The organism is Deltaproteobacteria bacterium HGW-Deltaproteobacteria-2, assembly GCA_002840505.1.
Lineage (GTDB): Bacteria > Desulfobacterota > Syntrophia > Syntrophales > Smithellaceae > Smithella.
The window spans coordinates 199,789-223,411 of record PHBC01000003.1 but is presented as its reverse complement, the minus strand read 5'-3'; the positions used below and the strand labels follow the sequence as shown (position 1 = coordinate 223,411).

Below are 23,623 nucleotides of genomic sequence, written 5' to 3'. Positions count from 1 at the left end.
GATACCATACCAATTCGCTTTCTTTGGCTAACTTTGTTGGTCCCGATTTATCGGGATCAGCTGCCTCAGCGTATTAGTAATACGCCTGCGGATCCTCCTCCTTGCCGCCGCGTTATCCTTTGAAATCGAAATGGTATCAATTGGTATTATAAGTATTTTTTTAACTTTTTTTCTTCCAGTGCGTCGACTACTTTTTTCACATTTTGCGAGCAACCTTTTTTACAAATAAGTAAAGCGTCTTTTGTTTCAACTATTATTAAATCTTTTATTCCAACGAGGGCGACAAGCTTTTGCGGACTGTAAACAAGAGAGCCTTCAGTATCTTCATAGATAACATTGCCTTTGCCGGCCAAAACATTTCCTTTAGGGTCTTTTACCGATATTTCCCAAAGTGCGTCCCAGCTTCCTACATCACTCCAGCCGAAATCTCCTCGCAGCACGAAAACGTTATCGGCTTTTTCCATGACACCGTAGTCAATCGAAATGGATTTAAGCTTCTTGTAAACACGAGGCACGATTAACGCTTCGTCAGGCAAGCCGAGCGCTTCATCAATCTTCATCAGTCCTGCGTATAAATCGGGTAGCCAGCGTCTGATTTCTTTTAATATGGTCGAAGCCTTCCAGATAAACATACCGCTGTTCCAGTAAAAATTCCCGTTTTGAATATATGTTTGCGCCTGCTGGAAATCAGGTTTTTCGCGAATGGATTTCACACGAAAAACTTCTTTACCATCTATCGTCTGAAATGAATCCGCTTGTTCAATATAGCCGAATCCTGTTTGAACGCTGGAAGGTTTGATGCCTATTGTTACCAGTCCTTCTTCCCGCGCGGCAACTTTTGCTGCTGCGCCGATGACGGCGTTAAATTCCTGCTCATCGGCGATGGCGTGATCGGAAGGCAGGACTACCATAATTTCATCGGGTATTCTTTTTTGAATATGCAAGGCAGCGAGTCCAATACAGGCGGCTGTGTTTTTCCCTTCCGGTTCGATTATTATATTTTTAAGGGGGATTTCTGGAAGCTGTTTAATCAGAGCGCGGGCGTGTTTTTTTCCAGTTACTACCAAAATATTGTCAGGAGTGATTAGCGGTTTGATCCGGTCCATGGTTTCCTGAATAATAGTTTTTTCGCTTATTATATCCAATAAATGTTTAGGCTTTTTCTCTCTGCTGCGGGGCCAGAATCTTGTACCCCGTCCACCGGCCATTATTACTGCGTACATTTTTTACACTCCTTTAACTTTTTGGTATTCGAATGCTCACGGCGAGTGTTTTATAATATAAAGTGTCTTGCAATTTCAAGCGGGAAAAGATATTTAGACACCATGTCAACGATAATGTATCCGGAAATAATTCTGAAAAAGGGGCGGGAAGTGTCTTTGCTGCGCGGTCATCCCTGGATATTTTCCGGCGCGATTGCCGCGATTAATGGAAACCCGGCCGCGGGCGATATTGTCTTGGCTAAAGATTCAGCGGGTAACCATCTGGCGCTGGGATTTTATAATCCATTGACCGATATTGCCTTTCGTTTATTAACCAATAAATGTGAAGAAAATATTTCTCAATATTTCTGGCAGTCACGTCTCCATGCCGCATACAAATTAAGGCAAAAAATTATTGGCGAGCATACAAACGCTTATCGTCTGATTAATGCCGAAGGTGATGGATTCCCCGGACTAATTGTCGATGTTTATAATTCAACATTGGTTCTTTCTATCGCTACAGCCGGAATGGAAAAACAGAAAAATCACGTTTTGAACGCTCTTCTTTCCCAGTTAAAACCAATACGGATTTATGAACAAAGCGACAGCCGGTCCCGCGTGTTGGAAGGGCTGGAAAGCAGGAATGGTGTTATATTCGGAGAAAATAAAAACGATTCTGTGGAGATAATGGAAAACGGCCTGAAGTTTGAAGTTGATGTTGTTTCCGGCCAAAAAACAGGATTTTTCCTTGACCAGCGAGTCAACAGAGAAAAGTTGGGAGCTTTGAGTCTCGAAATGAATGTGTTGAATTGTTTTTGTTACACGGCGGCTTTTTCTGTTTATTGCGCTGAAGGCGGAGCAAAACGGGTCGTTTCTCTTGATATATCCAAACCGGCCTGTATCGCCGCCAGAAAGAATTTACATCTCAACTGGTTTTCCCCTGAAAACCATCCGGTAATAGAGGCTGATGTTTTTATTTATTTGCGCAATACGCAGGAAAACTTCAATATGATTATTCTTGATCCTCCGGCATTTGCCAAAAATAAAAGAGATGTAGCTAAAGCCACGCGAGGCTATAAAGAAATTAACATGCAGGCGATCAAGCATCTTACAACGGGCGGTATTTTAGCTACTTTTTCTTGCTCCAATTTTATTGAAGAAGATCTTTTTTATAAGATTGTTCTGGGAGCGGCGCGGGATGCCGGAACGGATCTGCAACTATTGGCCAGATTGGAAGCGGGACCGGATCACCCGGTTTTGTTGGGACATCCGGAAGGCCGCTATCTTAAAGGTTTGCTGCTGGTTAAAAAATAATTAAGCGCTTATTTTATATTTCTTTACAATTACTTTCTTTTACAAAGAAAAGCATAAAACAGGCCGCGAGAGCCAAAGTAAGAGATAAGTAAAAAGGTGCCTGCATATTAATCTTCTCCCAGAGAAAACCGGCAATCAATGACGCCGGCAGAGCGCAAATGCCAATCGCCATTTGAAATACTCCCAAACCGGTTGCCCGGAAACAATCGGGACAAAGTTCCGAGGTATAAGTTTTTTGCACGGTTTCCAGCGCCGCCTTATGCAAACCGTAAAGCACAAAAACGGCGACAACAACGATAGCGTTGGTCGATAAAATAAAACCACTGCAAATTGCCGCCCACAAAATAAAAGCTAAATACATCAGTTTTTTTCTTCCTATTTTGTCCGATAGTTTCCCCATAGGCAGAGAAAAAATCGCCGCCGTTACGGTAATTATAAGATAGAAGACGGGCAGATAAGTTGCTTTAAAGCCACTTTTACCGGCAAAAATAAGCAGAAAAGAGTAGCTAAATGCTCCCAATGTAAAAATGGAGTTCAGAACAAGAAATAGTTTAAAGTTGAAATCCAAATCTTTCAGAGTAAAGGCTGCAAATAGTTTTTTATCTGAAGTTTTGACTTCTTTTATGTATTTGTAGATAAGAAACGCGCTGATAAGAGAGGGCAGGGCTGCAATGAGAAAGAGATTGGTAAAACCGATATGTTCAAAAAGCAGAAGGCAGACAACAATACCGCAAACCGCTCCTAAATTATCCATGGCTTTCATTAAGCCGAAATTGCCGCCGCGGTTTTGATCATTGGAAATATCTGCAACTAGCGCGTCACGAGGAGCGGAACGTATTTTCCCGGAACGATCTAATATTTTCAGGGGAATCAGCCATTGCCACACGGGAGCGAGCGCGTAACCAAACCTCGATACTGAGCCCAAAATATAACCGGACCAGATAAAAAATTTTCTTTTTCTGATTCTGTCGGAAATATATCCGGATATAGCTTTGGAGATGGAAACAAAAGCTTCGCCCAAACCGTCAATTAATCCCAGCATGGCCATGTTTGCGCCCATAACAGAAGTTACAAACAAAGGCCAAACAGGATAAATCATATCCGAGCCCAAATCATTTAAAAAAGAAGCCCACGCAAATACGCGAATAGATCCTTTGCTTTCGTCTCTGGGGTTTTCTGTCATGAATTTATAGATTAGTGTTCCGCTATGTTGCCGATTATCTTGTCATGGATAAGGCGGGAAGCCATGTTATTGCCGACCATTCCCACAAATACGGAGACAGAGGTCAAGTTTCTTTCCAGATATTCTACTTTTATGGTTATTTTTTCATCTTGGATTTTAGCTTTAATCATACCAGTGGAAATTTTACGTTCTTTTTGAATATTCACAGCCTTTAATTCAGTTACTGATTTTTCACAGGCCTTCCACACTAAATCAATATTAGCGTGGTAATTGCTGATAAGATTGCCGTTCTGGTATAGGAATCTTCCGGAATTAACACCGACAATCTTGCCGTTCATGTTTATAGCGGCATTACATCCGGCCAAAAGAAATAAGATTAAAAAGATTAAATAATGTATTTTATTTTTCATATGTTTATCCAATGCATATTTACAAAAGAAGAACCATTAATTATGTTGAAATATAAAACAATAAAGACAATCTGTCAATGATCGGTCAAGGGCAGTCATTAATCGTAACACGTCTGTTATTTTTACGGCCTTCTTCAGTATCATTATCTGCCACAGGTTTGGCGGAACCGACTCCCTGTGTTTTTAGACGTTGTTGGTCAATGTTAAAATTATCCACAAGATAATCCTTTACGCTTTCGGCGCGCTTTTTTGATAGAATAAGATTTTGCTGAGTTGTGCCGGTGTTGTCCGTATGACCAATTATTGTAAGTATGGCCTTTGGATTCTTAATTAGATATTCAACGATATCCTGCATTTCATCATTATAACTATCACCAACATCAGCCGAGTCGGAATTAAATTCGATGCTTATACTGAGACAATCGGCTGAAGGCTGTTTTTTAACAGCGGAAATTCTGGGAGGAGGAGGTGGCTTTACGGCGGAAATCTTCGCATCCTGCGTCTGCTTTACTTCTCTTACGGATTCAGCCAAGGCGATATCAGAGGGGGCGTCGCTGAAATATATTTCGCCGATTTCGCTTTCGGCCGGACTTTTTGTGTGCTGGGAGTTAATATGAATCTGCAGTCCGGTTGTTAATCCCTGTGGCTCGCCTCCTTTAATATCACCGAAGAGCTTTTTATAATCCTTATATAAATTGCGCCGTTCCGTGTACCACTGACCGGTTTGATCAGTTCTGTTTCTTAAAACAATATACCTTAATTTATCACCGCCAAACTGCGGGCTGCGACCGCTCCATCCTTTGGGAGCTTCGCAATCCCAGATATAGCCGATTACCGGCGTATGGGTCATTGCCGGGAATCCGGTTGCTTTAAATGCGACTAAAACTTGCACGGCCTGATCATCAGTGGATGCCTTGCGGACGTCTCCACTCCGGGGCAATTTGTGTACTTTCCAGCGCCAACACAATATTGGGAATTTTTTAACATCCACCTTGAATTCTTTGCGCACACCGAAAGATGAATCGCCGGAAGAAATCATATTAAGGTAAAACGCGTTATCCTCTTTTTTTATTCTCATAAGAGGTTTGCCTGTTTTTTTATCCAAACTCCATCCCGCAGGTAATACGCTGGATATATCCGACGAATTAAAATTAGTTACGGGAATAATTAAAAGATTGGCTCCGGAATCCCAGGCCGAAAAAAAAGACAGGCCTATGCACAGAAAAAAAATAAAAACTTTTTTCATTTAATATCCTTGACGTTGATATGCTTCGCGCGGAGGTTCATTACTTCGGTTCTACTCAGGACGGATTTTATATTATCAACGTGTTGAAGGATATTTTCTTTGCCTCCTTCTTGTCGGTCAATAAGCGTAATGACCATTTCGACTTTCAGGCCTTCTTTACGCGCCTGTTCTATAGCGGTAATGGTGGAGGCGCCAGTTGTAATTACATCATCTATTATGGCGACTTTTTCTCCTGAACATACGTTACCTTCAATGGCGCTTTTAGTTCCATGATCTTTAATGTCTTTGCGGACAATAAAGGATTTTATCGGTTTTCCTTTTTGATACGATATGACAGAAAGCGCGTTGGCTATCGGGTCGGCGCCCAGAGTCAGTCCGCCTGCAGCGGTAATATCGGTATCTTTGAGCATATCAAAAACAATAGCGCCGATAAGATTCATGCCTTCTGGATCAAGTGTGGTCGGTTTACAATTGAAGTAATAATTGCTTTTCTTCCCGGACGCGAGTGTGAAAGGCGGATCTTCGCTGTATTTAAAAGACCGCTCGATAATTATTTCGCCCAGTCTTTCTTTCATCTTGTCAATGGTCATTTTCCTCCCCTTGAACCAAATTTATGATTGGGAATTTTCACTATGCAGAATGAATTTTATGGGCAGATCAACCCAAACTGTAAGGGGACTGCCATATTTTTTTGCCGGTTCGAATTTCCATGGTCTTACCGCTTCGATTGCTGATTGATCCAGAATGGCGTATCCGGACGATTTCCTGATTTTCATACTCCCTACACGGCCGTCCGGCAAAACTTCCGCGGATACCAGAACAACGCCCTCATAACCGCGAACGCGCGCTATGGCCGGATAAACAGGCGGTGAGTTTTCTTTATATAAAGGATAGGCTATCGTCGTGTCTAAATTAGATTTTTTTACTACGGTTTTATTCACGCTATAATCGTCTTTATCATTGGTCTGTTCTCTGGTTGCAGTGAACGTGCCCGGTTTTGCCAACGCCGTAATATTCGCCCGTTCTCTCGCTGGCGTTGTTGTGGTTATTTGAGTTGTTTTTGTTTTGGTGAGAAGTGTTTCATTGTTTATCTCTTCTTCAGCTATTTTTTCTGTGGCAGTAGATGATTGTACGGCACGATCACTTTGAAGCTCAAATCTGTTGAGTTTGTTTGCATTATCCAGAGAAACCCAGACCAGATTTAATCCTTTTAATTTTTGCACAGGCACGTTGTTTGATAAACCGAGAAACAGAAAAGCTGCGGCGGCAAAATGAATCAGCAGAGAGAAACACAGAGCAGGTGAGATTTTATATATTTTATTTGTCTGTTTAATAATTTTCATCTGATAAAAAAATTTATTTTTTAATCAATTTACCCGCTACTTTAACGGCTTCCACACCGTCTTTAGCGAAATGGGCTCCAATTGATTTCGCATAACTTTCGGTAAGCACAGCTCCGCCCACCATAAAAGGCTTCTGGATCCCCTGCGCTCGCGCCAGCGTTATCACGTCTTTCATATTTACCATTGTTGTGGTCATTAACGCGGAGAGGCCGATAATATCAGGTTTTTCTTTTTGGGTAGTTTCTATAATATCTTCCACGGAAACGTCTTTACCCAAATCAATAACATAGTAGCCATAATTTCTCAAAAGAAGAGCGACTATATTTTTACCTATATCATGAATATCGCCCTTAACGGTTGCCAGTAATATTTTTCCTTTGTGTTCGGTGGAATCTTTCTTCAATTGTGGCTCGAGATAACCAAGCGCCTTTTTCATTGTTTCTGCAGCGGCCATCAACTGTGGCAAAAAGAAAAGTTTTCTTTCGTATAAATCGCCCACCTGAACAATGGAAGGAATCATAATATTATCCACTAGGTCCTGAGCCAAACTGCCGGCGGAAAGCGCTGTCTCTATTAAAGACAGAATATTATCTCTGTCGCCGTTAATTATCGCGTTAGCGATCTTTTCCTGCGGCGTAAGAACTTTTCCCGCGGCAGTTGCGGCACTAACATTGGCTTGTGCGGAAAAATGTTCAATAAAACGTAAAGCGTCTTTATCTCTGGCGAGGAGAACATCTCCTGCTTTTTTAACATTCATAATTTCAGAACTGGCTGGATTGGCAATAGCCATAGTTAAGCCGTTAAATTGTGCCATTGCCAGAAAAGTGGCGTTTAGCCACGGGCGTCCAGGCATACCGAAGGAAACATTGGAAAGACCTAAATTGGTTTTACTTTTAAAAGTATGTGTACACCAATGCAGAGTTTTGAGTGTTTCGTTCGCGGCATCAGGATTGGAGGCAACAGCCATGACCAGACAATCAACAATGAAATCATCTTTGGTAAAGCCGAAATTTTTCGCCTTTTGAAAAATATTTTTTATAATTGTCTGCCGTTTTTGCGCCGTTTGCGGTACTTCGCCGCCGGTCAGTGGCAACAAAATGAACATAGCTCCGTATTTAGCCGCTAAAGGCAGAAGCTTGGTTATTTTTTCTTTTTCGCCGGAAATGGAATTAATCAGTATTCGACCCGGATAAATCCGCAACGCTGCTTCAATTGTTTTTACATTGGAAGAATCAATAACCAGCGGCAGTCTGGTGGTTGTGGACAAAAGAGAAATTACTTCTTTGATTGTTTTTACTTCATCAATACCGGGCTGGCCGACATTAACATCCAGCAAATTTGCGCCCTGATTTTCCTGATCCAACGCCATCTGGCGGATAATGGACATTTTCCCTTCGATAAGTTCCTGCTGAAGGGCTTTCTTGCCGGTGGGATTTATTCTTTCACCTGCTATAAAGAGAGGCTGATTTTCAGCCAAATGTACAAAACCACGTGCTGAACTCAAAGCGCTGATTGATTTTCTTCGTGGTCGGCATGGCTTGATTTTCGCGGTTGCTTTGGCCAGTTCCCGGATATGTTCCGGTGTCGTACCGCAGCAGCCGCCCAGCATATTGGCTCCCGCTTTGGCAAGATCGCGCCCGAAAGACGCGAACGTTTTCGCATCCATTTCAAAAATAGTTTTTCCGCTTTCGAGGCGCGGCATTCCGGCATTTGGTTTTGCTAAAAGCGGCACGGTAGCGTATGGTTTCATAGCTGCAATAAATTCCACCATTTTTTCAGGGCCGGTGGAGCAATTGCAGCCCACGGCATCAGCACCAAGGCTCTGTAAGGTGATAAGTGCTGTTACGGGATCGGTACCGCCCAGTGTATGACCGTCTTTTTCATAGGTCATGGAAACTATTGTAAAAATATTTTTAATTTCTTTGACGGCAAGTAATGCAGCGCGCGCTTCCTGAATATCGATCATGGTTTCAATGACAATTAAATCGCAACCGCCATCGATCAGACCCCTTGCCTGCTCTTTAAAGGTATCTACTGCTTCTTCAAAAGCAAGCGGACCGAAAGGTTCTATAAATAAACCTGTAGGACCGATGTCGCCGGCAACCAGAGTTTTCTTATCGCAGGCCTGTTTTGCCAATCGCGCCAGTTCATAGTTTATCTGGTAAGAGTTTTCTTTAATGCCGTATTGTTTCAGCTTGAAACGATTGGCGCCGAAAGTGCAGGTATAGACTACTTGCGAGCCCGCCTTTTGATAAGCGAGGTATAAATCCCCCATAATTTGAGGATTTTTCAGGCACCAGTATTCCGGACAAACACCACCGGGCATTCCTTTTTTTTGCAGCTCGGTGCCCATGGCACCATCCAGAATGACAGTCTTTTTTGTTAAAAGATTTTTAATTTTGACAGCTTCAGCCACAAGATTCTCCCTGAAATCTATAATTATTAGAACACCGCGCTCTTATATCATTTTTGTGGCAATAAGTGTGATTTTTTTTGGAATAAACAGCCAGAATAAAGATTTATACGATTTTGTGTATTTTCTATTTACTAAGTCTTTTTAGTTCATGAAAACCGGTATTTATTTTCACTAAAGAGCCTCAGACAGGCATCGGCTACATCAATATCATAGAGGGTTCCTTTATTTTTCTCAATTTCTTTAAGAGCAGCTTCAATTCCCAATGATGCGCGATATGGACGGTGTGATGCCATGGCTTCCACAACATCCGCAACAGCCAGAATGCGGGCTTCTATGAGAATTTCATCACCTTTCAGATTTCTGGGGTAACCGGTGCCATCCATTCGCTCGTGATGTTGGTAGACTATTTCCGCTAGCGGCCAAGGAGATTCCACGTCCTTCAACATTTCATAGCCACTATGAGAGTGTTCTTTAATCAAGGAAAACTCTAATTCTGTCAGTTTGGTCGGCTTGGACAATATCTCTGCCGGTATGGATAATTTCCCGATGTCATGGATAGTGCCGACTATTCGAATTCCATCAATTTGCTCCTGAGATAATCCCATTTCTGTTGCAATAGCCCTGGCAATATCTGCTGTCTTTAACTGATGACCGGCCGTATATGGATCTCTCATCTCTACTGCGGACACCATAACCTTCATCGTGACACCAAAAGCTTTTCTGAGACTATCAAGGGTGCGCCGCAGTTCCGCATCCATGTGTTTGTGTTCGGTTATATCCTGCAGAATGAAAATAAGACATTCCTCGCCGGCAATGTTTATAGGACGGGCTGAATATATACCTGTTCCTGCAGAACCATCTCTTCGCCTGAATTCAAATTCACGATGCAGAATATTTCTTCCGCCTTTAATTTCTGCCACCATAAACTCCCGCTCCGATGCATCAACCCAGAGATTATGAGGCGGGTCTGTGGCCTTTAATCCGATTACGCTTTCACGTTTCCATCCCAATATGTCTTCAAATCCCTTGTTTACGTCAATAATAAGACCATCTTTCAGACGGGAGATGGTTATGCAGTCCGGAGCTGTCATAAATATTTTATAAAATTTTTCTTCAGAGAGGCGTGATTTTTCTTCTGCCAGTTTGCGTTCCTTAATGTTTAATATAATTCCGTTAAAAACCAGTTGATCTTCGTGACGCGTCGGAGTGGCCAGTCCCTGAAACCAGATCGTTTCACCCGTTCGTATGGTAACCCGGCCTTCGAAATTCCAGGGGGCGGCTTTCTCTACTGCATTTTTAATGGAATCAAGAAATCTTTCTTTGTCATCTTCGTGGATTTGGGAAATGAAATAAGGAAATAAATCGTCTATGTTTTCCATTGTATCAAGAAACGCTGTCTGCCGTTCACTGACGTAGTTCATTCCATACTCGCCATTGTCTTTTGCATAAAATTGAAAAATTATTCCCGGCAGATTTCCGGTTATGGCTCGCAAACGTTCTTCATTCTCCAACAGTTTTTTTTCCGTCAGCTTGCGTTCAGTGATATCTCTGCACAAATTCACGATTCCAAAAGGTGTCCCGTCTTTATTGCGCAAGATATCTCCATTGACTTCGAAGGGCAATTTCCTTCCGTCTTTTGCTATCAGATGATATTCCCTGAATCCCTGTCTGCCATCAAACAAGAATAATAGATTTTTCATTACATACTCATGGTCTTCCGGAGCAATGAATAAAAACAAATTATGGCCTTCTAATTCTTCTCTACTGTAACCGCTGATCTGGAGGGCGTAATCGTTTATAAAGACAATATTGCCTTTCAGATCGGTTTGAACAATAATATCGGGGATGGCATTTACCAATTTTGTATATAATTCTTCACTTTTCCGCAGTGCCTCAAGAGCGGCTTCTCTTTGGATCTCGACCTTCTTGCGTTTGGTTACATCTCTGGATACACCATGAATTTTGTCTAAAACGCCTTGGTCATTGCGAAGTCCGTTCATGATTGTTTCAATCCAGCGAGTCGATCCGTCCTTATGATAATATTCTAATTCAAGAGTTACAATTCCTTCATCGTCTCGTTGTCCACGTTCTTCAAGGGCTAGTTCTTTAGCCATGGTTTCCAATGCAATAGACAGTGAATCCGGCGTAAGTTGTTGCTCAACGGTTTGACTCATTCGTTCTTCTTGTGTAAAGCCAAGCACTTTTTGTACGGAGGGCGTGACGTAGATTGTCCGCAAATTCATGTCCAAAATCCACACAATGTCAGTCATTTTTTCAGTAATAAGCCTGTATTTTTTTTCGCTCTCCTTTAACTTTTCCTCCGCCCGTTTTTGCTTGTTTCTAACTTTTACTTCTTCTAATTCTCTGGCTATGGCTGGGCAAAGACGGGATAGGTCCCCCTTCATTATATAATCCTGTGCACCTAATCGCATGCACTCTACAGCTGTTTCTTCGCCGATAGTTCCGGATATAATGATAAGAGGAATGTCTATATTTGTTTTCTTTAAAAGGGCAATGGCTGACGGAGCATCGAATTTAGGCATTTTATAATCACAAAGGATGATGTCCCATTGCTTCTCTTGGAGGGAGTTTTTCATTGCAGTGACGGTTTCCACCCTTTCATAAAAAGGATTGTATCCGCCTTTCTTGAGCTCACTAATTATAAGCAATACATCATTTTCCGAATCATCAACCATTAACGCCCTGAGTGATTGAGGATTGCCGATTTTTAGTGAAGATTTTTCCCCCATAAGTTTGGCCTTTGAAAAAACCTGGAAGAAATATTTGAAATATCAAATTTCTGCCATTTATTTTTTTATCTTTCTGACTGTACTGTTTTGATAAGGGGTGATTTACTTATGATTTAAATATAAATATTTCGGCTCTGGATGTCAAAAGAAATATTAACCTTTGAGAGCTTTTTTATAAGTAAAATATATAACTATTCGTGTGTCAAAATAATGGCAAAAGATTTATTTGTTCCTGAGAATTCTGTATATTTACTCAGTACGGCACGTTTTTAAAAAGAATTAATCTGTTCGCCTGTATTTGCAATGCTGATCTTTACAAAACAAGCAGGGGGATTTCGTTGTTACTCTCTTTGCTCCAATCATTACGGCAGATATCGATTTTTCGGGAATTATCACTCCCGAAGGCATGCTTTTTACACCTATCGTTTCTGGTTGCAGGAATTGAAAAATAGCGATTTGACCGGCAGCAAGTTCCCAGTCGCAGTATCCCGGACTAAACCGATGCGAACACTCATAATTTTTTACACTTAAATGTTTGGAGATAGATATTTCCATCTGATCAGCTGCCTGCTCGGCTATCAGGGAACCTAAAGCATCCAGCACGTATGCATCAAATAATGAATCTTTTTTCTTTTCTTCAATAAGTCTATCTAACGATTCACCCAAGGTAAGGACAAAGCAACATAATAGTTCTGGCGAGTTCATGTGATTGAGGAGCGCTGACCATTTGCTGCTGTCAATTCGAATTCCTTTTCCGGTTATGCCACCTGTTCCCCCATTGGTAATTTTGGCTATTCGTTCAACAAAATCAACATGGATTATTCCCCATCCCGTTGCGATTAATTTGTTAATTCTTTTGCGTATCGATTCGGACATCGTTTCTGGCGAATACCCGATTCGATTAAGTATCTGCGGCAATAAAATTTCCGGGTTACTTTTAATTTCCAGATTAACAACTTTGATGTTTTCATATTCCATAAAGACACTATTGCCTATGTATTTTCATGACAGAAAAACTCAGTTGATATTATTTAATCAACTTTTTATCTGAAGAAAAAGTAATTAAAAGTTTCTTAGTTTCATCAGGCACAGTGATCGCGTTTTCCGCATAACCATCAGCTCCCATCCTACGGGCAAGATCGGCATCAAACGGAGCCCCACCTACAATAATTGCCGTGCGAGGAAACATTGTTCTTGCCATTTCAATGAGCACCCTCATATTGGCAAGTGGTGTTGACATCATAGCTGATAATGCTAAAATATCAGCGTTTGTTGTTCTTATTGCTTCCAGAAAGGCAGCATTAGGAACGTTACGGCCTAAATCATATACTTGATAACCACAGGCTTCTAAAACTGCGGCAACAATATTTTTCCCCATATCATGGACGTCACCTTCTACTACACCGATAACAACCCGGGGTTTCTCATCTTCTGTTTTCTGGCTCATGAATTTGGGCGAAATTTCTTTTAGATAGCTGATGCCCTGACGATAAGCATCAATGGCAACGAGCAAATCAGGAATCGAAAAGATTCCATTTTTAAAATACTCGCGAGATTTTTCAATTCCTCTCGAAAGAGCATTTACAATATCAGTCGGTGAACAGCTTTGCATATCAATCAGACTGACTGCTTTGCTGACACTTTCTATATCCTTTGAGGAAACGCTTTCCTCTAGTTTTTGTAAAATATTGTTTTCGCTAATCATGCTATCCTCCCATATTATTGCATTTATTAGTATTATTTACTTTTTGCCATATTTTTCAGCCGCATTTACCAGCGCAATTGCATTGGTCAAGGGGATGTTTGGAGGGTACTCGCACCCAGGTGCAAGGATATATCCTCCGCCAGGTGCCAGGTCATCAATCTGACGCCAGCATTCCTCCATTACTTGTTTTGGCGTACCATGCACAAGAAGCGGGGTAGGTACATATCCTACAAGGGTTATCTGACCGCCATAGCGATGTTTCATTTCCTTTTGAGTACGGCAATCATCCGGAAGATGAGCAAAACTAATAAATTCCGGTTCCATAAATTTAATTTGAGCGTCAAAATAAATGTCGTGACCACAGTTGTGAATCCCGACAAGCAATCCGTGCTCTTTGACTTTTCGGGAGATTTCACGACTAAATGGACCTTCAATTTCTTCCCATAATTTTTTCGACAATCCATTTCTTGAAGCAAAGAGCGTATCAATGGCGACTGCCGACACACCAGTTTTGCACTGAGCATCTGCAAAATCAATTAGTACTTCTGTAATGGTCTCACAGGCTTTTTTGACCTGATTTGGATACAGTACACAATCTTTAAACATATTTTCGGCTCCGCGCATCATGGCCAAAACACCCAACGGTCCGTAAATAAAACCCGAGACAATGCTTCGAAAACCGACTCTTTCCACTACCTTCTGACACAAGCTAACGTATTCACTCATGCGAGGAGCATCTTTTATTTTTACGGTTTTAATACGTTCATAATCAGATACATCTTTAATAATGTGATTATTGAAATCCGGTCGTGGTGTTGAATTTTCCGGATATTCCAGCTTCTGTCCGAGATCCGATGCTTCCACCGAAAGATCCAGTAAAAGAACCACCACATCCCCCCCTGCGAAATCAAGGCCATCCAAAAATGATTGCGCTGCTTTTTCGGCAATTAAAGCATATTCCGGAAAGGAGATACCAGATACTTGTCTACCACCGGCGCATACCAGTGTGGCGACAGGAACCCGGTCAGGTTCTTTGTGGCGCATTGCCGTTAATACACGTTCTATGGACGTCAGTTTTTGAAAATGTCCACGGAATTTAGAAACATTGGCAGCAAAATCCAAAAGAGGTTCGGGGAATTCGCCCAGTGGTGGCAGGTATCCTTTTGTCAGCGGTTTAATTATTTTGGAAATGTTCAATTTGATATCTCCTTTCCATTATAAATTTTGAAACATAAATATTATTTAAAATAATGTTAAACAGTGCTTCGTTTTTTTCGAGTTTTTTTTTGCGGCTTAGTGCTACAATCAATGACGAATTTTTTAAGAAGTGCCAGTTGCTCTTCGAAATTCACCGGAGCAGGTGCCAGTGAAGTGTGATAATAAAGTCCCAAGAGATAAATTAGAATAAACTGTCCTATTTGGGGAGGAATCCCAAAGTTGGAACTGATGGTACTACTATAGAAGTTGGAAAACTGGATGAAAACGTCCTGGTTGGGTTCGCACTTGTTGCTCCTGAAGAAATCTATGGCAAGCATCTCGAGGTCCTGATAAGTTTTTTTATTTTGAACCCAGCGATTCATGTACATTTCGATAATTTTATTTTGGTCCGCGTTACCAATTTCTTGTGACAATTCTTCTATGTCGTTTACGCGTTTATACTTGAACAGAGATTCAAACAGAATTTTCTTTGAGGGGAAGTAATGATAGAGCATGCCTGTGGAAATATTTAATTCTTTAATGATTTCTTTTATCGTGACATTGTCGTATCCCTTTCGGCTAAAAAGCTCAAAGCACTTTGTCAGCAATTTTTCTCTGCATTTGTCATGATCAACTATTTTCGGCATATTTTACCATCTCCGGATAATTATTTTTGTTGTGCAACATTTTGTTGATGTGATCGATGCTCCACTTTTTTATTTAAAACGAATGTTCGTTCTATTAAAATAGATCGTTCATATTGTCAAGAAAAAAACAATTCAGCCAAGTTGGTTAAATGATATTCGAAAAAATGTGAAACTCTTAATCGGAATATTATAAAAATATCAACGTTTATAACTCTCTTTTTTGATAAGACATTGCTTATTAATACTTTAATTATAAAGATTTTGGTCTCGGATTTTAAAGAAATGTAGGTTTAAAAGAAGCGGTAACCCTTATTTTTATTTTATCCGAAAATACCGCTGATAGCGGTGACTGATTTTTCCGGAATAAGGATGAAATTGGGAGTAATTGTTACTCCGATTTTCCCCATTTGCAGTATTTCATAAATTGTTTTTTGATTTTTCAGATCAAAATCAGCGTAGCCTGCGGAAAAGCGTCGCGGCAAAAGACCTCTTCCTTCACGGCGAAGAATCCTATTGATATACTCCATAATCCAGTCCAGTGCGCAGTCCGTCATTTCACTGGCTGTGGCGTCATAAACGACTGCGGCGCCTAAATCGTCCTGACGAGTTTTTTCTTTGATTGCTTCCATGATGGTGCTTCCTGCCGTCGTGCCCATGAGAACGGCTTCCCGGCAATTACGCAGAAAAGCAGACAACTTTTGACTGGTAAAGACCAAATCTCCGGCCAAATTTATTCCCCTTCCGTTGTTATGATTAATGGTCAGACGCAGTAACGATCCCTTAAGTGAAATAAGGGAGGAAGCTTCATTGATAAAATAGTCGGTTTCTTTCTGCCGGGTTGTCGAAATCTGGGTGGTTTTCTTTTTGTAGCCCAGGCGTTGATATATTTTTTCGCGGGGAGGATCAATTGATATTTTTTCAAAAAAAATAACGGATTCCATATTTTTCATCCCCAGGGAAGATATTTACAATATAGGTGTTTCAGAAGGTGATTATTAATTTATAAGTTTGCACAATTTATTCGCTATAACATCGCCCATTTCTTCAGTGCCGACTAATTTTTTGTTCTTCTGATAAATATCCCGAGTCCGGAACCCTGCTTTTAATGTTTTTCCAACTGCTTCTTCGATCAAATCGGCTTCCCGCGGCAAAGACAGGGAATAGCGCAGCATCAATGCCACCGACAGAATTGTGGCCAGCGGATTGGCTATATTTTTTCCGGCTATATCAGGCGCTGAACCATGAATTGGTTCATACAAAGCGGTTTTATCACCCAGACTGGCTGAAGGCAGCATGCCTATGGAACCGGTCAGCATGGCGGCTTCATCGCTTAATATGTCTCCAAATAAGTTGGTCGTAACAATGACATCAAACTGAGCAGGATTACGGATAAGCTGCAAGGCGCAATTATCAACATACATATGTTTCAAAGTAATATCGGAATAACTTTGACCGACTTCAGTAACCACATCACGCCAGAGCTCGGTACTCTCGAGAATATTAGCCTTATCTACAGAAAGGAGATTCTTCTTGCGCGTTCGGGCAATTTCAAAGGCGCGCACCGCAATTCTGCGGATTTCATCTTCAGAGTAAGCCATCGTGTTGACGCCTCTGCGCTTTCCATCTTTTCCTTTTTTCACCCCGCGCGGCTTGCCGAAATAAACGTCACCGGTTAACTCGCGGATAATCATGATATCAATGCCCCGCACGATATTTTTCTTGAGTGGTGAAGCGTCCAGAAGTTCGTCAAAAACAACAACCGGTCGTAGATTAGCAAAAATATCCAATTCCCTGCGCAAACCCATAAGCGCTCTTTCCGGCCTCACGCTGTAATCAAGCGATTCCCATTGGGGGCCGCCCACCGCTCCCAGTAAAACCGCGTCACTTTTCCGGGCAAGCGCAAGACTCTCTTCCGGCAGGGGAACTCCAAAATGATCATAGGCGCATCCGCCGACAAGTCCTTCCTCTAGTTGCAGTTCAATTTTTTTCTTATCGAAGATAATCTTTAGAATCTTTAACGCCTCTTTCATTATTTCCGGTCCTATGCCGTCACCGGAAAATACGGCGATTTTATAATTATCTCTTTTCATTTTGGGCTCTTTTCTTGACGATATGTTTCATCAAGCCGCCATCGGCAATGAGTTCTTCCATAAAAGGCGGAATGGAATTGATCGAAAAAATTTTGTTTGAACTTGTGACTGTTATTGTCCCTCTGGCACTGTCCACAATTATTTCTTCTCCTTCGTTAATCGCTTCCACAAGTTCACTTGATTCGAAAATGGGTAGTCCCATATTAAAGGAGTTGCGGTAAAAAATGCGGGCGAAACTTTTAGCGACAACGCAGGAAATGCCGGCCTCTTTTATCGAAATAGGCGCGTGTTCGCGTGAAGAGCCGCAGCCAAAATTTTCTCCGCCCAGAATAATATCGCCTGTTTTCATCTTGGTGACAAAATTGGGATCGGCATCTTCCATACAGTGAGCCGCAAGTTCTTTAGGATCCGATGTCGTTAAATAACGTGCCGGAATAATAGCATCTGTATCGATATTATCTCCGAATTTCCAAACTCTTCCTTTGAATATCATATTAAGAATCCTCTAATGAGTCCCAAATTTCAGAAGCGTAGCGCACTGAAATTTGTCGGACGAATTATCCCACGAGCGAAGCTAAGTGGGGTTTGTACATTTTTTATAATTCTTCAGGGGAGGCAATTCTCCCTAAAACGGCAGATGCCGCCGCGACCGCGGGACTGGCCAGATAAACTTCGCTTTTTGTATGACCCATACGGCCGACAAAATTACGGTTTGTAGTAGCGACAGCTCGCTCTCCTTCTGCCAAAATTCCCAGATGACCACCAAGACAGGCTCCGCAGGAAGGAGGGCTGATTATGGCATTGGCTTTCATGAAGGTTTCAATCAAACCTTCCTTGATTGCCTGCCTGTAAATTTCCGGAGTTGCCGGAACGACAATCAATCTTACGTTCGATGACGCTCTTCTGTTTTTCAAAATCTTAGCGGCAATTCTCAAATCTTCTATCCTTCCGTTGGTGCAGGAGCCGATGAGCGATTGGTCAATTTTCACCCTGCCTGCTTTGCTTATCCCTTTTACGTTGGAAGGCAAATGAGGGAAAGCCACCTGCGGCTCAATTTTTGCCGCGTTTATTTCAATTGTATCGGAATAAACCGCATCGTTATCGGAATAATAAAATTTATAATCACGCTTTGTTCTTTTCTTTACATATCCCGAGGTGATTTTATCGGGAGCAAAAATTCCGTTTTTCGCGCCGGCTTCAATAGCCATGTTAGCCATGGAAAATCTGTCGGCCATCGGCAATTTGCCGATAGTTTCCCCGGTAAATTCCATTGCTTTATACAAAGCTCCGTCAACGCCGATTCTACCTATGATATGCAAAATCAAATCCTTGCCGGAGACCCATTTTTGCAGTTTTCCGTAAATGACGAATTTGATAGATTGTGGCACTTTAAACCACAATTCGCCGGTAAGCATTGCCGCCGCCAGATCGGTGCTGCCAACTCCGGTGGCAAAAGCTCCAAGAGCGCCATAGGTGCAGGTATGGCTGTCCGCGCCGACAACCAAATCTCCCGGCCCAACGATACCCTGTTCCGGCAATAAAGCGTGTTCAATTCCGACATTTCCGCCTTCGTAGAAATGAGTTATCTTCTGTTTGAGGGCAAATTCACGTACCGCCTTGCACTGCTGGGCGGAATTAATGTCTTTGTTCGGTGTGAAGTGATCCAGCACTAAAGCTATTTTGTTTTTATTAAATACTTTTTTGCCACCCGATTTTTTAAACTCATTTATTGCTATCGGAGCGGTAACATCGTTGCCCAAAGCAATGTCCACTTTGGCATTAATCAACTGGCCAGCTGATATTTTTTTCAGATTTGTATGAGCCATTAATATTTTTTCAGTAATAGTGTTGCCCACAATTTGTTCTCCTTGTGAAAAGTGAAAAGATCTTTAGCTTATTTCAATAGTTTATTCAACAACTTTAACCTTTTTACTGCTGCTCTTTAAAAAATCCAGACGGTTCAGAGCGTTGATATAGGCCTTGGCGGAAGCGACGATAACATCTGGATGCGCGCCTCGTCCAACAACGGAATGATCATTGTATTTGAGCTGAACGGTAACCTCGCCCTGCGCGTCCGATCCGCCGGTTATCGCGTTGACAATATATTTCATCAGTGGATAATTAGTTTTAGTGATGTTGCGTATTGCCGCGAATGTCGCGTCCACCGGACCATTGCCGAATCCCGCTTCCCTTACAACGTCATTGCCTACCTGCATTTCCATGGTCGCCGTAGGAATGGCCACATTGCCGCTGACCACATTGAGATAAACCAGATTGTATTTATCTTCTCCACGGTAAATTTCTTCGGAAAGGATAGCTTCCAGATCTTCATCATAAATATCTTTCTTGACATCAGCCAGGTCTTTTACTCTTGCCGCGACTTTATTAAGTTGCTCATCATTCAGTACGTAACCCATTTTTTTTAAATGGTGTGAGATGGCATTGCGCCCGGAATGTTTGCCCAAAACGATATGTGTCTCGCTGATGCCGACGGACTGCGGTGTCATAATCTCATAAGTGATCTTTTCCTTGATCAATCCGTCCTGATGGATGCCTGATTCATGCGCGAAGGCGTTTGCTCCTACTATGGCTTTATTGGGCTGTACCGATATGCCGGTAATCTGAGTCAGCAGGCGTGATGTCTTATAAATCTGGTCGGTATTGATTTTTGTGAAAAGTCCATAAAGATCTTTGCGCGTTTGCAGAGCCATGACAACTTCTTCCATGGCCGTGTTACCCGCCCGTTCGCCAATGCCATTGATTGTGCATTCCACCTGACGCGCTCCCTGTCTGATTCCCGCCAGTGAATTTGCTACAGCCAGACCTAAATCGTTATGACAATGAGTGGCGATGATCGTATCGCCCATATTTTTAACGTTAGCAAACAGATAGGCGATAAGATTACCGAATTCTTCCGGAATAGCGTAACCTACAGTATCAGGGATATTTACAGTGCCTGCCCCGGCGTCAATGACAGCGGAAACCATTTCGACGAGATAATCCTTATCCGAGCGAGTAGCATCCATTGGCGAGAATTCTACATTTTCAGTATAGGAGCGTGCAAGTTTGACAGCGGCTACAGCTTCTTTAAGCACCTGTTCACGGCTCTTTTTTAATTGATATTTTAAATGGATATCGGAAGATGAAATAAAAGTATGAATACGCGGATAAGCTGCGCCTTTTATTGCCTGCCAGGCGCGATCAATATCAATCTTGTTGGCGCGCGCAAGTCCGGCTACTTGGGATTTTTTTATCTCCTTAGCTATCTGTTTTACCGCGTCAAAATCTCCCTCGGAAGCAATAGGAAATCCAGCTTCGATTATGTCCACACCCAGCCTTTCGAGATGCCGGGCGAGAATCAATTTTTCTTCAGTGTTCATGCTGCATCCGGGTGATTGCTCGCCATCTCTTAATGTTGTATCGAAAATATAAACGCGATTTTTATCCTTTTTCATAGAAAACTCTCCAATTTAGGTAATTATTTGTAATAAAAAAGGCCGTGGGTATTTTTGCCCACGGCCTTTTAGGTAATCAGTTTTTTATAATACTAGTGATGACCTAAAAACGATGGGCAGGCGGCCTTAAGTAAAAGGCGCAACAGGGCGAGCCTCAGAAGCAGAGGCAGAATGCTGATAGCTAAATCCTGATTTCTTGCATTGTCCAACATCGTTCTTATAGCCTTCAATAAAAAATATTAATTACTTTAGTGCAAAAAATAATTATTGTCAAAATATTTTTTCGAGTAGAAAACATAAAAGAGCAGTTATGTCTGGTATAATTACAATTTACCGTCGAAAGTAAAGAGCAGTAGTGGTAGGTAATATTTGTTCCAGCAAGTATTTTTTAATGCAATTATTTGTTTGTCAGAAATTCGTATTTATTGGCTTGAATATGGAAGCTTACTAAGCTATGTTTGCAATTAAAAATTTGCCAAAGGAGATTTTATATTTAACTTATAAATTAAATATTGTTTTCCGTAAATTGGGGAGGAAATTTTATTAGATGTTTAAAAAAATTATATGCTCATTTATAGCGGTTTCCTTTATTTTTACCGGAGGGGTATCTTTTGCGAAAGAAAGAAATCCTGACAGGAAGAATTCTGAAAAGATTATTGCTGACATTGAGTTCTCTCCGTTGCTTTTTTTGGCAAGTCCAGACAGTAAGCGCATTGCGTATATAGCGGAGAAAGAAGGAAAGCGATTTGTAGTAGTTGATGGGAAAAAAGGAAAAGAATATGATGCTATCGCGAATGCTCTTGTTTTCAGTCCGGACAGCAAACGTGTTGCTTATGGAGCACAAAAGGACAATAAATTTTTTGTCGTTGCAGATGGTATAGATGGGAAAAAGTACGACTCTATTGGACCCACTCTAGTTTTCAGTCCGGACAGCCAACGTTTGTTTTACAGCGCTAGGACTGGTGGTAAGGGTTTTACAGTAATTGATGGAACAGAAGGTAAAAAGTATGATGGAATCGGGACATCTCTAGTTTTTAGTCCGGACGGTAAACGTACGGCTTATGGCGTTAAGTCCGAGAATAATTATTTTATCGTTGTGGACGGGGAAGAAGGGAAAAAGTATGATTCTATAGGATCCACTCTTGTTTTCAGTCCGGATAGCAAGCATGTGGCATATTGGGCGCAATTAGGGAACAAGCGTTTTCTGGTCGTTGACGGAAAAGAGGGGAAAAATTACGACGCTATCGGGACTGTTATTGTTTTCAGCCCGGACAGTAAAAGGATAGCTTTTATTGCTCAAAAAGGGAGCAAGCGTTTTCTGGTCGTCGATGGACAGGAAGGAAAATATTATGACGCTATTGGGAATACGGTTGTTTTTAGTCCGGACAGTAAACGAATAATGTTTGCCGCCGAATCAGAAAAAAAACGTTTCGTTGTTATTGACGGGAAAGAGGGGGAATATCGTGATGGTATCGGCTCAACCCTTGTTTTCAGTCCGAACAGCAAACGTTTGGCTTATGTAGCTCAAACGGGAAAAGAGTACTTTGTAGTCTTTGATGGGAAAGAAGGAAAAAAATTTGATGCCATTGGTAATGGATCTATAATTTTCAGCCCGGACAGTAATCATATTGCGTATGGTGCTCAATCTGAAAATAAACGTTTTGTAGTCAAAGATGGAAAAGAAGAAAAGCAATTTGATGATATAGGAAATAGGTCTCTTGTTTTCAGTCCGGATAGTAAATATTTGGCTTATGTGGCTCAATCAGATAATAAACAGTTTGTTGTCGTGGGTGAAAAAGCAGATAAAGTCTATGATAATATTATGATTCTTACGATGGGCAGGATTGTTTTTGACTCATCTGACAGATTCCATTACCTTGCCGTCAGGGATAAAAGTATCTATCTTGCTGATATTAATATAGGGGGTAATTAACGGAAGAGGAGATATAATTCTATTACTATATTCTTAAATGTATTAACAAAGTATTTACCCGTTGATTCTGCGCAGCAGAATTGTTATTGTAAAAACAACGTTGTATTGGTTAGTAATATTGGGGGAAAAAGTTTTTTATAATTGAAGATTAAAGAATGGAAAAAAATTTTCATCAGTGCAGTCAGTTAAGAATCAATGTTTATCTGTAATATTTTTAAAAAATTTACTTGACAAAAACATCTATAAAAATTAAATTCAGCGATTCGCTTAGGGGCGTAGTTGTGTTTTTTTGTGCTTACGTAGCATAAGCACTTGATATCAAAGGCAATTGCGACAAGGTTTGCTGGTGTAGCTCAATCGGTAGAGCAGCTGATTTGTAATCAGCAGGTTGCGGGTTCAAGTCCCATCACCAGCTCCAGTTTGATTATACATAAGCTGGTGGGGTTCCCGAGTGGCCAAAGGGAGCAGACTGTAAATCTGCCGGCGTAGCCTACGGAGGTTCAAATCCTCCCCCCACCACCAGGGATTATTTGAGGTTGAAACAGGCGGGAGTAGCTCAGTGGCTAGAGCGTCAGCCTTCCAAGCTGAGGGTCGCGGGTTCGAATCCCGTTTCCCGCTCCAATAAAAAAGGGGCAAAAATAATAATAAATTTTGCCCACGTAGCTCAGTTGGTAGAGCACATCCTTGGTAAGGATGAGGTCACCAGTTCAATCCTGGTCGTGGGCTCCAGTT

19 protein-coding genes and 4 tRNA genes are annotated in these 23,623 nt (G+C 41.5%); 6 read left to right on the top strand and 17 right to left on the bottom strand.

Going from position 1 to position 23,623, the window contains the following annotated elements; translation table 11 throughout:
• Positions 1-146: 146 nt before the first annotated feature.
• Positions 147-1,223, bottom strand: a complete 1,077-nt coding sequence (locus CVU62_08000; GenBank protein PKN37659.1) for a mannose-1-phosphate guanylyltransferase — start codon at positions 1,221-1,223, stop codon at positions 147-149.
• On the opposite strand from CVU62_08000, the gene CVU62_07995 reads away from it, so the two are divergent.
• Positions 1,149-2,516 carry a 23S rRNA (cytosine(1962)-C(5))-methyltransferase RlmI gene (locus tag CVU62_07995; protein PKN37658.1) on the top strand — a complete coding sequence of 456 codons (1,368 nt, stop codon included), beginning with the start codon at positions 1,149-1,151 and terminating at the stop codon, positions 2,514-2,516. The two genes, CVU62_08000 and CVU62_07995, sit on opposite strands and share 75 nt — an antisense overlap.
• Before the next feature lie 13 nt (positions 2,517-2,529).
• Here CVU62_07995 and CVU62_07990 read toward each other — a convergent pair whose 3' ends face one another.
• The 16 genes from CVU62_07990 to CVU62_07915 form a co-directional block, all read right to left on the bottom strand.
• Positions 2,530-3,699 carry an MFS transporter gene (locus CVU62_07990; GenBank protein ID PKN37657.1) on the bottom strand — a complete coding sequence of 390 codons (1,170 nt, stop codon included), beginning with the start codon at positions 3,697-3,699 and terminating at the stop codon, positions 2,530-2,532.
• Between the two features lie 11 nt (positions 3,700-3,710).
• Positions 3,711-4,109: a hypothetical protein gene (locus CVU62_07985; GenBank protein ID PKN37656.1), complete on the bottom strand. Its 399-nt coding sequence runs from the start codon at positions 4,107-4,109 to the stop codon at positions 3,711-3,713.
• A gap of 85 nt (positions 4,110-4,194) precedes the next feature.
• The gene (locus tag CVU62_07980; GenBank protein ID PKN37655.1) at positions 4,195-5,355 is read right to left on the bottom strand and encodes a hypothetical protein; all 1,161 of its coding nucleotides are present in this window, start codon (positions 5,353-5,355) and stop codon (positions 4,195-4,197) included.
• Positions 5,352-5,930 carry an orotate phosphoribosyltransferase gene (gene pyrE, locus CVU62_07975; GenBank protein ID PKN38052.1) on the bottom strand — a complete coding sequence of 193 codons (579 nt, stop codon included), beginning with the start codon at positions 5,928-5,930 and terminating at the stop codon, positions 5,352-5,354. Before pyrE ends, CVU62_07980 begins: the two co-directional genes overlap by 4 nt.
• Positions 5,931-5,966: 36 nt before the next feature.
• A complete protein-coding gene (locus CVU62_07970; protein ID PKN37654.1) occupies positions 5,967-6,698 on the bottom strand; it encodes a hypothetical protein in 732 nt (243 codons plus the stop codon).
• Between the two features lie 13 nt (positions 6,699-6,711).
• Positions 6,712-9,114: a 5-methyltetrahydrofolate--homocysteine methyltransferase gene (locus CVU62_07965; protein PKN37653.1), complete on the bottom strand. Its 2,403-nt coding sequence runs from the start codon at positions 9,112-9,114 to the stop codon at positions 6,712-6,714.
• A gap of 146 nt (positions 9,115-9,260) precedes the next feature.
• Complete coding sequence (locus tag CVU62_07960) at positions 9,261-11,864, bottom strand: hypothetical protein (protein PKN37652.1); 2,604 nt, start codon at positions 11,862-11,864, stop codon at positions 9,261-9,263.
• Positions 11,865-12,143: 279 nt separating this feature from the next.
• Positions 12,144-12,842: a hypothetical protein gene (locus CVU62_07955; GenBank protein ID PKN37651.1), complete on the bottom strand. Its 699-nt coding sequence runs from the start codon at positions 12,840-12,842 to the stop codon at positions 12,144-12,146.
• Positions 12,843-12,891: 49 nt separating this feature from the next.
• Positions 12,892-13,569, bottom strand: coding sequence for a hypothetical protein (locus tag CVU62_07950; protein ID PKN37650.1), 678 nt, complete (start codon positions 13,567-13,569; stop codon positions 12,892-12,894).
• 36 nt (positions 13,570-13,605) lie between these two features.
• Positions 13,606-14,766: a uroporphyrinogen decarboxylase gene (locus tag CVU62_07945; GenBank protein PKN37649.1), complete on the bottom strand. Its 1,161-nt coding sequence runs from the start codon at positions 14,764-14,766 to the stop codon at positions 13,606-13,608.
• Positions 14,767-14,822: 56 nt separating this feature from the next.
• Positions 14,823-15,413 (bottom strand): hypothetical protein, encoded by a 591-nt coding sequence (locus tag CVU62_07940; GenBank protein PKN37648.1) that lies wholly within the window; start codon positions 15,411-15,413, stop codon positions 14,823-14,825.
• Positions 15,414-15,733: 320 nt separating this feature from the next.
• A complete protein-coding gene (locus tag CVU62_07935) occupies positions 15,734-16,354 on the bottom strand; it encodes a methionine synthase (protein PKN37647.1) in 621 nt (206 codons plus the stop codon).
• Between the two features lie 54 nt (positions 16,355-16,408).
• Entirely contained in the window at positions 16,409-17,503 is a 1,095-nt protein-coding gene (leuB, locus tag CVU62_07930; GenBank protein ID PKN37646.1) for a 3-isopropylmalate dehydrogenase, read from the bottom strand.
• The gene (leuD, locus tag CVU62_07925) at positions 17,490-17,996 is read right to left on the bottom strand and encodes a 3-isopropylmalate dehydratase small subunit (protein PKN37645.1); all 507 of its coding nucleotides are present in this window, start codon (positions 17,994-17,996) and stop codon (positions 17,490-17,492) included. The genes leuB and leuD overlap by 14 nt, the downstream gene beginning before the upstream one ends.
• Before the next feature lie 103 nt (positions 17,997-18,099).
• Positions 18,100-19,359: a 3-isopropylmalate dehydratase large subunit gene (gene leuC / locus CVU62_07920; GenBank protein PKN37644.1), complete on the bottom strand. Its 1,260-nt coding sequence runs from the start codon at positions 19,357-19,359 to the stop codon at positions 18,100-18,102.
• 51 nt (positions 19,360-19,410) lie between these two features.
• Positions 19,411-20,958, bottom strand: coding sequence for a 2-isopropylmalate synthase (locus CVU62_07915; GenBank protein PKN37643.1), 1,548 nt, complete (start codon positions 20,956-20,958; stop codon positions 19,411-19,413).
• Positions 20,959-21,505: 547 nt separating this feature from the next.
• On the opposite strand from CVU62_07915, the gene CVU62_07910 reads away from it, so the two are divergent.
• The 5 genes from CVU62_07910 (at position 21,506) to CVU62_07890 (ending at position 23,620) form a co-directional block, all read left to right on the top strand.
• Complete coding sequence (locus CVU62_07910) at positions 21,506-22,891, top strand: hypothetical protein (protein ID PKN37642.1); 1,386 nt, start codon at positions 21,506-21,508, stop codon at positions 22,889-22,891.
• Between the two features lie 342 nt (positions 22,892-23,233).
• Positions 23,234-23,309 (top strand) — tRNA-Thr (locus tag CVU62_07905).
• Between the two features lie 19 nt (positions 23,310-23,328).
• A tRNA-Tyr gene (locus CVU62_07900) sits at positions 23,329-23,413 on the top strand.
• 23 nt (positions 23,414-23,436) lie between these two features.
• Positions 23,437-23,512, top strand: a tRNA-Gly gene (locus CVU62_07895).
• Positions 23,513-23,544: 32 nt separating this feature from the next.
• A tRNA-Thr gene (locus CVU62_07890) sits at positions 23,545-23,620 on the top strand.
• Positions 23,621-23,623 lie beyond the last annotated feature (3 nt).